Origin of the sequence: Actinokineospora spheciospongiae, assembly GCF_000564855.1 — a bacterium.
In the GTDB taxonomy this organism is placed as follows: Bacteria; Actinomycetota; Actinomycetes; order Mycobacteriales; family Pseudonocardiaceae; genus Actinokineospora; species Actinokineospora spheciospongiae.
The window spans coordinates 1-12,928 of sequence record NZ_AYXG01000159.1 but is presented as its reverse complement, the minus strand read 5'-3'; the positions used below and the strand labels follow the sequence as shown (position 1 = coordinate 12,928).

Below are 12,928 nucleotides of genomic sequence, written 5' to 3'. Positions count from 1 at the left end.
CCCGGGTGCCCCGGCGCGCGAGAATGGCGGCATGGACCTGCCCGCGCCGTACCTGCTGCTGGTCGCCCTGCTGGTCGTCGGCGGGCTCGGGCTGGTGCTGCGCTGGTCGTTCGCCGGGGACGCCCGCAAGGACTACGGGCTGCTCAAGGAGATCGCCAAGGTGCCCAGCCGGACCGCGGCGGCCTTCGTCGAGGAGCGGCTGAGCCAGGCCGGGGTGCGGGCCACGACCGTGCCCGCCGAGGACGGCGAGGGGCTGCGCATCCTGGTCTTCCCCGCCGACGAGCGGGCGGCCATCGCGGCCCTGCTCGACGACGGCACCACCTGACCGAGGGCCCCCCGGCCGACCGCGAGCCCCGGACGCAGCGGTGCCCGGCTCCGCGCGGAGCCGGGCACCGGGTCTGACGGGTCAGCGCGGGTCAGCGGGTCGGGAAGACCACCCCCGCAGAGGTGCCGCCGCGCCGGGTGGGCTCACCCACGGCGAGGAGCTTGCCGTGGCCGGTGAACTCGATCGCCGCCGCGACGCCGATCTCGGCCTGCGGGGTGAACGCGTGGCCCAGCGCCGTCAGGCCGCCCGCCGCGGAGATGAACGCGGGTTCGGCGGTCGTGGCGGCGGTGTTGCGCTGGCTGGCCCGGGGGGCGGCCAGCGCGTCGGGCAGGGACATGCCCAGGTCGATGCGGTTGACCAGGATCTGCAGGACCGTGGTGATGATGGTCGAGCCGCCCGGGGAGCCCAGGGCGAGCCAGGGGCGGCCGTCCTTGAGCACGATCGTCGGGGACATGCTCGACCGCGGCCGCTTGCCCGCGGCCGGGAGGTTGGGGTCGGGGGCGGTGCCCTGGGTGGGGGCGAAGTTGAAGTCGGTCAGCTCGTTGTTGAGCAGGAAGCCGCGGCCGGGGACGACGATGGCGCTGCCGCCGAGCTGCTCGATGGTGTTGGTGTAGGACACCACGTTGCCCCGGGCGTCGGAGACGACGAAGTGGTTGGTGTGCACCTCGTTGTCCGGGGCCTCGGTGCCCCTGGCGGGCGCGCAGGAGCCGGGCGCGGCCGGGTTGCCGGGCGCGGCGGGGGCCGGGATGACCCTGGTCGGGTCGATCAGGCAGGCGCGCGAGGCGGCGAACACGTCCGACAGCAGCGCCCGCTGGGGCACGTCGACGAACCTCGGGTCGCCGATGTAGCGGCCGCGGTCGGCGAAGGCGAGCTTGCTGGCCTCCAGGTAGCGGTGCAGCGCCTGGGTGCGGTCGAGCCCGCCCAGGTCGCTGGTCTCCAGGATGTTCAGCGCCTCGCCGACGGTGATGCCGCCGCTGGAGGACGGGGCCATGCCGTAGACGTCCAGGCCCCGGTAGCGCATGTGCGTGGGGGCCTGGTCGATGGTCTTGTACGCCTTGAGGTCGGCCACGGTCATCCGGCCCTTGGGCGGGGTGATGGTGGCGTCCGGCGCCAGCGGCGGGTTCTGGGTGGCCTCGGCGACGTCGCGGCCGACCGCGCCGCCGTAGAAGGCCCTGGTGCCGGTGCGGGCGATCTCGCGGTAGGTGGCGGCCAGGTCCGGGTTGCGCAGCACCGCGCCGACCGCGGGCACCGAGCCGCCCGGCAGGAACAGCTCGGCGGAGGAGGTGAACTGCTTGAGCCGCGCCTCGTTCGAGACGATCTGGCCCCGCAGCGCCGGGGTCAGCGGGTAGCCGCGGTCGGCGACGTCGATGGCCGGGCGCAGGGTGTCGGCCAGGCTGAACCGGCCCCACTTCTCCAGCGCCCGCTCCCAGGTCGCCAGCATCCCGGGCACGCCGACCGACAGGCCGCTGGTGACCGCCGTGGTGAACGGGTACGGCTGGCCGGTGGCCGGGTCGATGAACATCTTGTCGTCGCCCGCGCGCGGTGTCGTCTCGCGGCCGTCGATTGTGGACACCCTGCCGGTGCGGGCGTCGTAGTGCACGAAGTAACCGCCGCCGCCGAGGCCTGCGACGAACGGGTCGGTGACGCCGAGCGTGGCCGCGACCGCCACCGCCGCGTCGGCCGCGGTGCCGCCGCGGCGCAGCACGGCCAGCCCGGCCTGCGTCGACTCCACCGTGTCGGACACGACCGCGCCGCCGTAGCCGGTGGCCAGCGGCGTCCTGCCCGGCGCGGGGTGGGTGGCCGAAGCCGTGGCCGGGGACAACACGACTCCGGTCGCGGCGACGACCGCTACCGAGAGTGCGCCTATTCGGTGCCGAGCACCCATTGCGGACCTCTTCCCTTCGGGGATCGGGGAACCAGTTCTACTCGGGGTCGATGGCACCTGCCACCGGCGAACAGCCCCAAAGTGTCGGTGCGGCCGGGTACCTTTCCGCCAAACGGACAGCGAGGGGTGCGGAGTGCGGCGGTTGGAGTACGTCGGCGGCGGGTCGGAGAAGTTCTGGGAGGGCTCCGCCGCGGGCACGGTGGTCACGGTCCGCTGGGGGCGGATCGGCACGAACGGGCAGACCAAGGACAAGGGGTTCGCCACCGCCGAGGCGGCGGACGCCCACCTGGCCAAGCTGGTCGCGGAGAAGCAGCGCAAGGGCTACGTCGAGGCGGGCGCGAGCACCCCGGCGGGCTCAGGCACGGCAGACAGCGGCACAACAGGCAGCGGCACAGCGGGCAGCGGAACAGCGGAGGCGGGCGCGGCGGGCACCGGCTCCCCCGCGGAGGCCACGGCACCGCGGGCGGGGGAACCGACCGTCCACGCCGCACCGGTGCAGGGGGGACAGTCCGACCAGGACGCCACCCCGACCGGCGCACCGGGTGGCGGCGACGGCGCCCCGGCCGAGGACGAGCCGTGGCCGGACGAGGACACCTTCACCCCGACCGCCTCGGTCCTGCGGCACGCCGTGCCGCGCCGGGGCACCGCGCGCCCACCCCGCAAGCTCACCCCGAAGGCCACCGACACCGCCCAGGACATCCTCGCCAAGCGGCTCGAACCCCTCCACGCGCTGCTCAACCACCCGCAGACCGACGCCGTGCTGCACGACGCGGGCCACGCGCAGCTCACCGGCAAGCCGAGCCCGCTCGGCGCCGCCGTGGTGTACGTCGCCGCCCGGTTCGAGTCGCGCTACACCGACCAGTCCAAGTACGCGGTGTTCGCCGACCACTGGCTGGCCGAGTGGGGTCCGGTGTTCGCCGCCGAGGCCGTTCTCCAGCTCACCGCCATCCGGTTCGAGTCGGTGGGCGCGCGGGTGAACTCGCGGAGCACGGGCCGGGTGACGTCGCACGACACCTCCCTGCGGCACGCCCCCGGGAGCCTGTCCTGGAACTGGCCCGGCGAGGAGCTGACCGAGCGGGTCCGCCACGCCCTGGCCACCGCCACCGACGCGGACTACGCCGCCGCGGTCGAGGTCCTGGCGCGGTGGCGCGACACCTCGGCCCGCCAGGCCGTGGTGGCCTACCTGCTGCCCACCGAGGCGGACTGGGTGGCGGAGGCGCTGGCCACGCCGCCGGGGCGGCACGACGGCGCGCCGCTGCGGCTGCTGGCGAGCGCGGTGGGCACGGTCGAGCAGTTCGAGCGGCTTCGGCCGCACCTGTCGCCGTGGTCGCTGGACCGGTCGCCGCGCACCCTGCCGACCCTGGTCGACACGCTGGGCCCGGCGCTGGTCCCGGCGCTGGACGAGTGGATCACCACCGCGGGCGCGGACCTGAGCCGCACCATGCTCGGCCACCTGGCCGCCTTCCCCACCGAGGAGGCGTTCGCCGTCCTGGTGCGCCGCGCCGGGGACAAGCTGGTGCCGCCGTTCCTGCAAGAGGCCATGCGCCGGTTCCCGCGCCGGGCCACCCGGCAGCTCGCCGAGGCGGTCGCGGCCACCAGGGAGCCGGGGGTGCTGGGCACGCTGCTCAACGCGCACGTGCTGACCAGGCTGGCGGTGGTCGACGCGGTCGAGGTGTCGGAGAAGGCGCGCGCGGTGCTGGACGGGATCGCCGCGGCGACGGCGGCGCGGGTGCCCGAGGCGGCCCCGGCCGACCTGCCCCCGGTGCTGGCCGACCCGCCGTGGCTGCGCCCGCGCACCCGGGCCACGCCGGTCGTGGTCACCGGGTTGACGCCGCTCGGCGAGCCGGGCATCGCCTGGGCCGATGGCGAGCAGGAGCAGTGGTCCGACCGGACCGGGCTGTCCTCGCCGTTCTGGCCACCCATCGACTGGGACAGGGAGTTCGAGGACCAGAAGACCCGGGACGACGACTGGAAGACGCTGCCGCTGATCGTCGAGGGCCCGTTCGACCGGTCCGAGGCGCTGTTGCGGGCCTGGGAGCCGAAGGCCTACTGGCGACTGGAGTTCTGGGGGCGCTCGCTGGCGGCCCGGTTCGGCCTCACCGCGCTCCCCGCCCTGCTCGAGGTCGGCGCCACGCAGCCCGCCGCGGTGGTCGACCTGCTGCAACCGTTCACCGGCCCCGAGGTGTCGGCGCTGATGGCCGACTGGGCGAGCAGGCTCAAGTCCGTGCGGCCCCGGGCGCTGGCGTACTTCGCCCGGCACGGGGTCGACAGCGTGCGACCGCTGGTCCCCGCGGCGCTGGCCAAGGCGGGCCGGGAGCGGACCGCCGCCGAGACGGTCATCCGCCAGATCACCAGGCAGGCGGGTGCGGAGGCGGTGCTGGCGGTGGCCGCGGAGTACGGCGCGGAGGCCGAGCGGGGCATCGCCGCGCTATTGGCCACCGACCCGCTGACGGTGCTCCCGGCGAAGCTGCCTGCGGTCGGCGAGTGGGCCCACCCCGGCCTGCTGCCGCAGGTGCTGCTGGCCGACCGCGCGACGGCGCTGCCGCTGTCCGCCGCCCGCGACCTGATCACGATCTTCGCCCTGGGCAAGCCCGGTGAGCCGTACGCCGGGCTGGCCCCGGTGCGCGAGGCGGTGGAGCCGGGTTCGCTGGCCCGGTTCGCCTGGAAGCTGTTCCAGCACTGGCTGGCCGCGGGCGGGTCGTCGAAGGACGGCTGGGTGCTCACCGCGCTGGGCGCGGTGGGCGACGACGAGACGGTGCGCGGGCTGGCCCCGCTGATCCGGGCGTGGCCGGGCGAGGGCGGGCACCAGCGCGCCGTGGCCGGGCTGGACGTGCTCGCCGAGATCGGCACCGACGTGGCGCTGATGCACCTCAACGGCATCGCGAACAAGGTCAAGTTCAAGGGCCTCAAGACGCGCGCCGAGGAGAAGATGATGGCCGTCGCCGACGCCCTCGGCCTCGCCACCGAGCAGTTGGCCGACCGGCTGGTGCCGGACCTGGGCCTCGACGCCGACGGCAGCATGGTCCTCGACTACGGGCCGCGGCGGTTCACCGTCGGCTTCGACGAGCAGCTCAAGCCGTTCGTGGCCGACCCGGACGGCACCCGGCGCAAGGTGCTGCCGAAGCCGGGCGCCAAGGACGACCCCGACCTCGCCCCGCACGCCTACCAGCTCTTCAGCGGCCTCAAGAAGGACGTCAAGACCGTCGCCGCCGACCAGGTGCGCAGGCTGGAGCGGGCCATGGTGACCGGCCGGAGGTGGTCGGCGGCGGAGTTCACCGAGTTCTTCGCGGGCCACCCGCTGCTCTGGCACCTGGTGCGCAGGCTGGTGTGGGGCCGCTACGAGGGGGGCGAGCTGGTCGGGTCGTTCCGGCTGGCCGAGGACCGCACCCTGGCCGACGTCGAGGACAACGCGCTGACCCTGCCCGAGGGCGCCACCGTCGGCGTGGCGCACCCGCTGCACCTGGGCGCGGCGCTGGAGCCGTGGGGCGAGCTGTTCGCCGACTACGAGATCCTGCAACCGTTCCCGCAGTTGGGCAGGCAGGTGTTCGAGCTGACCGCCGAGGACCGGGCGGGCACCTCGCTGGCGCGGTTCACCGGGATCGAGGTGCCGACCGGGCGGGTGCTCGGGCTGGTGCACCGCGGCTGGGAGCGGGGCACCCCGCAGGACGGGGGCGTGGAGCCGTGGATCACCCGGCCGCTGCCCGACGGCCGGGTGCTGGTCGCCACCCTCGACCCGGGCATCGCCGTGGGCGCGGTCGACATCTTCCCCGAGCAGAAGCTCACCGAGGTGTGGTTGACCGACGATTCCGGCTACTACTGGAGCAACCACCAGAAGCGGCACGCGTTCGCCGACGTCGACCCGGTCGCGGCGTCGGAACTCCTCGCCGACCTGACCATGCTGACCGCCCGGTGACCCCGGCGCACCGAACGGGAAAACCCATGAGCGACAACAACAGCACCGACAGCGACGGCCCCGGGATCGACGCGGCGGACCTGCAACGCCCGCCCGCCGAGGTGCGCCACGCCGACGAGCTGAACCGGCTGCGCGCCACCGACACCGGCGCCCGGCCGCCCGGCTGGTGGCTGAGCATGGACGCGGCGCGGCGGTTCATCGTCGGCGACGAGGCGGGCGGGATCAGCCGCAAGTTCGTCGGCGACCCGTCGCTGATCGACCGGTCGCTGGTGACCCTGGCGACCAGCCGCGGCCTGATGCTGGTCGGCGAGCCGGGAACGGCGAAGTCGCTGCTCTCGGAGCTGATCGCGGCGGCGGTCAGCGGGGTGTCCACGCTGACCGTGCAGGGCGGCGCGGCGACCACCGAGGACCAGATCAAGTACTCGTGGAACTACGCGCTGCTGGTGTCGGAGGGCCCGTCGCCGCGGTCGCTGGTGCCCGCGCCGATGCTGCGCGGGATGGCCGAGGGCCGGGTGGTGCGGTTCGAGGAGATCACCCGCTGCCCGCTGGAGGTGCAGGACTCGATGCTGTCGCTGCTGTCCGAGCGGGTGCTGGCGGTCCCGGAGCTGACCGGCCGCGACGGCATGGTGTTCGCCCGCGACGGCTTCAACGTCATCGCCACGGCCAACACCCGCGACCGGGGCGTCAACGAGATGAGCGCGGCCCTCAAGCGGCGCTTCAACTTCGAGACGGTCTTCCCCATCTCCGACTTCAAGACCGAGCTGGCCCTGGTCGAGCAGGAGGCGGGCGCGCTGCTGCGCCGCTCCGGCGTGGAGGCGCCGCAGCGCCGGGACGTGCTGGAGGTGCTGGTGCACGCCTTCCGCGACCTGCGCGGCGGCTCCGGTCGCGACGGCGAGCGGCTCTCGACGGTGATGAGCACGGCCGAGGCGGTGTCGGTGGCGCACGCGGTGGGGCTGCGCGGGTGGTTCCTGCGCCGCGAGCCGGGCGCCCCGGCGGACATCGTCGCGTGCCTGGCGGGCACCGCGGCCAAGGACGACGCCGAGGACCTGGCCCGGCTGCGCCGCTACCTGGAGCAGCAGGCGCCGCGCCGCTCCGGGTCGGCGTGGTCGGAGCTGCACGGCGCCCGCTACCTGCTGCCCGGCTGATGCCCGCGGAGTTCATCGGCGTGCGCCACCACAGCCCGGCGTGCGCGCGGCTGGTGGCGGCGCGCATCGCCGAGCTGCGCCCGGCGTACGTGCTCGTCGAGGGGCCGGTCGACATGAACGACCGGCTCGACGAGCTGCTGCTGGGCCACGAGCTGCCGATCGCGGTGTTCAGCTACCTGCGCGCCGAGGGGGGCACGCGGATGTCGTGGTCCCCGTTCTGCGACCACTCGCCGGAGTGGGTGGCGCTGACGGCGGGCCGGGCGGCGGGCGCGGAGGTCCGGTTCATCGACCTGCCCGCCTGGCACAGCGCCTTCGCCGAGCGGGACAACCGGTACTCCGACGGGGCACTGCGCTACAGCGAGGTGACCGCGCGGCTGTGCCGGGAGTTCGCCGTGGACAACAGCGACACGCTGTGGGACCACATGGTCGAGGTCCACGCGGACCTCGACCCGGTCGCGCTGGCCGAGCGGTTGAACACCTACTTCGACGTGCTGCGCGGGGAAACCACCATCTCCACCGCCGACGACGACCGGGAGACCTACATGGCCGCCTGGGTGCGCGCGGCGGTGGCGGCGGCGGGTGACCGGCCGGTCCTGGTGATCACCGGTGGGCTGCACCGGCCCGCGCTGATCCCGTTGGCGGCGACCGGCGGGACCGCGTGGCCGGAGGTGCCCACCCCGCCTGCGGGCAGCGAGGGCGACAGCTACCTGGTGCCGTACTCGAACCGGCGGCTGGACGCGTTCCAGGGCTACCAGTCCGGGCTGCCCTCCCCCGGCTACTACGAGCGGCTGTGGGCCGACGGTCCCGCGCGCGCCGCGGAGGGGTTGCTGGAGTCGGTGGCCACGCGGCTGCGCGACCGCAACCAGCGGGTGTCCACAGCGGACCTGATCGCCGCGCGCACGCAGGCCGGTGGGCTGGCCGCGCTGCGCGGGCACCCGCACCCGGCGCGCACCGACGTGCTCGACGCGCTGGTCTCGGCGCTGGTGTCCGACGGCCTGGAGCAGCGCCTGCCGTGGACCTCCGACGGCACCATCGCACCGGGCGCGCACCCGGTGGTGGTGCAGATGGTGGCCGCGCTGACCGGCGACCGCGTCGGGCGGCTGCACGACGCCACCCCGGCCCCACCCCTGCTGTCCGCTGTGGACGGTGAGTTGGCGGCGCTGGCCCTCGACCGCGCGGGCCGGGTGACGCTCGACCTGACCGGCGAACGCGACCTGCGGCGCAGCCGGGTGCTGCACCGGCTGCGCGTGCTGGGCATCCCCGGTGTGCGGCGCACGAGCGGGCCGACCGGTGGCGCCGACCCGACCTCGGCCGAGGTGTGGGAGCTGACCGAGACGGACCTGCGGCTGCCCGCGCTGATCGAGGCCGCCGCGTACGGCGCCACCCTGCCCGACGCCGCCGCGGTGCTGATCCGGCGCCGGGTGACCGACCCCGACACCGGGGTCGCCGAGCTGGCCGCCGCGCTCTACGACACCGCGCTGTGCGGGGTGGACGCGCTGTCGTCCGACCTCGGCGAGCGCATCGCCGACCGCGTGGCGACGGCGTCGGACCTGGGCGCGGTCGGCGCGGCGCTGGGCACCGTGCTCGGGCTGTGGCGCCACGACCGGCTGCTGGGCAGCGCGGGCAGCCCGGTGCTGGCCGAGGTGATCGACGCGGCGGCGACCAGGGTGCTGTGGCTGGCCGAGGGCACCCACGGCGGCACCGGCCCGGCGGACGTGCCCCGGCTGCACGCCCTGGCCGCGCTGCGCGACGCCCTGCGGCACGCCGAACCCGTGGTGGGCGTGCGGCTGGTCGACGTGCTGGGGGTGGCGCAGCGGATCGCCACCCGCGCGGACGTGCCCCCGGACCTGGCCGGTGCCGGGCTGGGGCTGAGCTGGGCGCTCGGCGCCCCCGGCGAGGTGCACGTGCCGACCGCGCCGAACCGGATGGGCGACTGGCTGGCCGGGCTGTTCGCGCTGGCCCGCGAGGAGGTGCTGGCCGACGAGTCGGTGCTGGCCACCCTGGACGGGCACGTCGCCGACCTGGGCGACGACGACTTCCTGGTGGCGCTGCCCGCGCTGCGCCAGGCGTTCGCCTTCTTCCCACCCGCCGAGCGGGAGACCATCGCGCACGGCCTGCTGGCCCGCCGCGGCCTGCGCCGCTCGGCCCGCGCGCTGCTGCGCACCACCGTCGACCCGGTGCTGGCCGCCGAGGCCGCCGCCCTGGAGTCCCGCGTCGAGGACCTGCTGGTCCGCGAGGGGCTGCTGCCGGGGAGTTCACCACAGACCCCGGAGGGGACCCATGACTGAGCCGGACCCCGCCCTGGAGCGCTGGCGGCTCGTGCTCGGCGAACCCGCGCAGGAGTGCACCCCCGACGGGTTGGGCGCCGAGGCGCGCGCCCGGGACGCGGCGCTGGACTGGCTCTACGGCCGCGACACCGAACTGGGCAAGCGGGGGGTGCGCACCGGGGGCAGCGGCGCGTCCGAGCTGACCACCCTCGACTGGCTCGACGACATCCACCGGCTGTTCCCCCGGGAGACCATCGAGCGGCTCGAACGCGACGCGGTGGAGCGCTACGAGATCGACGACATCGTCACCGACCCGGAGGTGCTGGCCCGGGTCGAGCCGAACCCGGCGCTGCTGCGGGCGGTGCTGCGCACCAAGCACCTGATGAACCCGCAGGTGCTCGCCCTGGCCCGGCGGATCGTCGAGCAGGTGGTGCGGGAGCTGATGGAGAAGCTGCGCACGGAGGTGCGGACCAGTTTCAGCGGCACCCGGGTCCGCAAGCCCAGCAACACCAGGCTGGCCCGCAACTTCGACTTCCGCGGCACCATCAAGGCCAACCTGATGCACTACCGGCCGGACGAGCGGCGGGTGGCGATCGAGCGGCCCCGGTTCCACTCGCGCTCGCGCAGGCACGTCGAGCAGTGGCAACTGGTGCTGCTGGTCGACCAGTCCGGCTCGATGGTCGACTCGGTGATCCACTCCGCGGTCACCGCCGCCTGCCTGTGGGGGCTGCCCGGGCTGCGCACGCACCTGGTCGCCTTCGACACCTCGGTGGTCGACCTGACCGCCGACGTCACCGACCCGGTGGAGCTGCTGATGAAGGTGCAGCTCGGCGGCGGCACCGACATCGCCAGGGCGGTGCGGTACGGGGCCGGGCTGATCACCGCGCCGCGCCGGTCGATCGTGGTGCTGATCTCCGACTTCTACGAGGGCGGCGACGAGTCCGCGTTGGTGCGACAGGTGCGGGAGCTGTGCCAGCAGGGCACGGAGGTGCTCGGCCTGGCCGCGCTCGACGCGGACGCCACCCCCAACTACGACCGGTCGACCGCGCAGCGGCTGGCCGACGTGGGCGCGCACGTGGGTGCGATGACCCCGGGGCAGTTGGCCGGGTTCGTCGCCGAACGGCTCGGCCGGTGAGCCGCGCCGACCTGCTGGCGCTGACCCCGGACGCGCTGGCCGCGCTGGCGAACCGGGGCCTGGTCAAGCGAGCCGCCAAGGACATCGACGCCGGGGTGCTGCCGGAGGTCACCGCCGAGGCCGACGGCACCGTGCGCGGGGTGTTCCCGGACGGCGTCACCTCCGTCCTGCCCCCGGGGGCCGGGCTGGCCGCGGGCACCTGCTCGTGCGCGGCGCCCGGGGTGTGCAGGCACCGGGTCGGGCTGGTCCTCGCCTACCAGCGCACCGCCGCGGCAGCCGAGAGCACGACACCGGCTGAGGACACCGCGACGGCGGCGGAGGCGGAGGCGGTGCCGTGGTCGCCGGGCGCGTTCACCGACGAGGAGTTGGCCGCCGCGTTCAGCGCCCGGACCCTCGCCGCCGCCCGCAAGGCCCTGCGCGCGGGCTACCCGGCCCTGGTCCGGCGCCCGACCGGCACCACCCCGGCGAGCGTGGAGCTGGCCGCGTGCACCGTGCGCTTCCTCGTCCCCGGCGAACTGGGCTACCTCGACACCGACGCCACCGCGGCCCGCCGCGACGAGTACGCCGTGCTGGCGGTGTGGGCGTTCCGCGCCGCCGACGAGCGCGACCCGGCCGCCCCCGAGCAGCGCGTCGACGTCGGCGGCGACCGGGCCGCCGCGGCGGGCTCCGGCCTGGACGCCGCCCTGGCCGTGGTGGACGACGTGCTCCGCGCGGGCGCCACCGGCGCGGGCCCGGTGCTGGCCGCCGCGGTCCGCCGCACCGCCGAGGACCTGGAGACCCGCAACCTGCGCTGGCCGGTGGCGGTGCTGGAAGACCTGTCGGCGCAGCTCGCCGCGTACACCGAGCGCTCGGCGGGCTACCGCGCGAACCGCGTCGCCGCGCTGCTCGCCGAGACCCACGCCCGGCACCGCGCGGTCACCGCGGGCGGGGCCAGCCTGCGCTCACGGGTGCTCGGCACCGAGGAACGCGCCAGCACCCCGCTGCGCCGGGTGCGGCTGGTCGGCCTGGGCTGCCGGGTCACCGGCGCGGAGACCACCCGCACCGCCGAGGTGTACCTGGCCGACCCGGTCAGCGGCACGGTCCTGGTGCTGCGCCGCGAGTGGGAGACCGAGGAGACGGCCACCGGACCGGACTTGGCGGCCAGGCGGGTGGTCGGGTCCCCGCTGAGCGCGCTGGCCGCGGCGAACCTGGTCAGCGAGTCCGCCACCCGCAGCGCGGGCCGGGAGGTCCGCATCACCCAGGGCGGGGTGGCCAAGACGGCGGTGACCCGCCTGGGCGACGCCTGGGACGGGCTGCCACCGTCGGTGCGGGCGTCGTCGTACGCGGCGCTGTCGGCGGAACTGGCCGGGCTGCCGCCGTGGTGCGTGCGGCCCAGGGTGGCCGCGGAGTTCGTCCGGGTGCTGCCGGTCGCCGAGGTGCGCTGGGTGTCCTACCAGCCGGGCGCACAGCGGCTGACCGCCGAGGTCGCCGACTCCGCCGGTGCCACCGCGGTGCTGTCGTGCGACTACAGCGGGGTGTGCCCGGGCGCGCTGGACGCACTGGCGGAGGCACTGGCCGAGGGGGTCGTGGCGGTGAGCGGCACGGTCCGCCGGGTCGGCGGAACGGTGCTGGTCGACCCGATCGCCGTGCGCACCGCGGCCGGGGTCGTGGTGCTGGACCTGGCCCCCAGCACGCGCCGGGCCGACCTGTCCACGGTGTCCGCACCGGAATCCGACCCGCTGAGCCACGCCCTCGACGTCGGCCTGACCACCCTCGCCGAGGCCGCCCACCGTGGCCTGGAGCACCCGTCACCCTCCCACGCCGACCGCCTCACCTCCGCTGCGGCGGGGCTGACCAGGGTGGGCCTGCACCGCTGCGCCACAACCGTGCGAACCTTCGCCGACCGCCCGGAACCGACCACCTGGGTCGACGCCTGGCTCCGACTGTCCACAGTGGCCGAATTCCGCTGAACAACGGCCACAGCCGGGCAGGCGGTTTGTGGGGTGGGCACCAGGCTGCCCACCCCACGAACCGCAGACCCGACCACCAGCCACCGAAACCCGGCCTGCGCAGCGGCAACCAGCCAGCCACCCGAGAAATCGCCTGCCCGGCCACCAGCCACGCCGAACCCCCTCGGCGCAGCCACCAGCCACCCAACAAACCGCCGGCCCGGCGAGCCAACTGTCCGGGTGGGTGGATGTGCTCGGCCAGCCGACCGCCCCGAGAACCGGCGGCCCGGCGAGCCAACTGCCCGGGTGGGTGGATGTGTTTGGCCGGGG

At 75.4% G+C, this 12,928-nt stretch carries 7 protein-coding genes; 6 read left to right on the top strand and 1 reads right to left on the bottom strand.

The window, feature by feature from the left end:
- Positions 1–31: 31 nt before the first annotated feature.
- On the top strand, positions 32–325 hold the full coding sequence (locus UO65_RS20830) for a hypothetical protein (protein WP_035285260.1): 294 nt from the start codon (positions 32–34) through the stop codon (positions 323–325).
- A gap of 91 nt (positions 326–416) precedes the next feature.
- Here UO65_RS20830 and ggt read toward each other — a convergent pair whose 3' ends face one another.
- On the bottom strand, positions 417–2,210 hold the full coding sequence (ggt, locus tag UO65_RS20825) for a gamma-glutamyltransferase (protein WP_035285259.1): 1,794 nt from the start codon (positions 2,208–2,210) through the stop codon (positions 417–419).
- 133 nt (positions 2,211–2,343) lie between these two features.
- Here ggt and UO65_RS20820 point away from each other — a divergent pair, with 133 nt between their 5' ends.
- From UO65_RS20820 to UO65_RS20800, 5 genes are read left to right on the top strand one after another with little or no spacing between them, the layout of a single operon-like run.
- A complete protein-coding gene (locus tag UO65_RS20820) occupies positions 2,344–6,123 on the top strand; it encodes a WGR and DUF4132 domain-containing protein (RefSeq protein WP_035285257.1) in 3,780 nt (1,259 codons plus the stop codon).
- 26 nt (positions 6,124–6,149) lie between these two features.
- Positions 6,150–7,268: an ATP-binding protein gene (locus tag UO65_RS20815; RefSeq protein ID WP_052021427.1), complete on the top strand. Its 1,119-nt coding sequence runs from the start codon at positions 6,150–6,152 to the stop codon at positions 7,266–7,268.
- Positions 7,268–9,556, top strand: coding sequence for a DUF5682 family protein (locus UO65_RS20810; RefSeq protein WP_035285256.1), 2,289 nt, complete (start codon positions 7,268–7,270; stop codon positions 9,554–9,556). The genes UO65_RS20815 and UO65_RS20810 overlap by 1 nt, the downstream gene beginning before the upstream one ends.
- Positions 9,549–10,670 (top strand): VWA domain-containing protein, encoded by a 1,122-nt coding sequence (locus UO65_RS20805; protein WP_035285254.1) that lies wholly within the window; start codon positions 9,549–9,551, stop codon positions 10,668–10,670. The genes UO65_RS20810 and UO65_RS20805 overlap by 8 nt, the downstream gene beginning before the upstream one ends.
- The gene (locus tag UO65_RS20800) at positions 10,667–12,619 is read left to right on the top strand and encodes a hypothetical protein (protein ID WP_035285252.1); all 1,953 of its coding nucleotides are present in this window, start codon (positions 10,667–10,669) and stop codon (positions 12,617–12,619) included. The genes UO65_RS20805 and UO65_RS20800 overlap by 4 nt, the downstream gene beginning before the upstream one ends.
- Positions 12,620–12,928 lie beyond the last annotated feature (309 nt).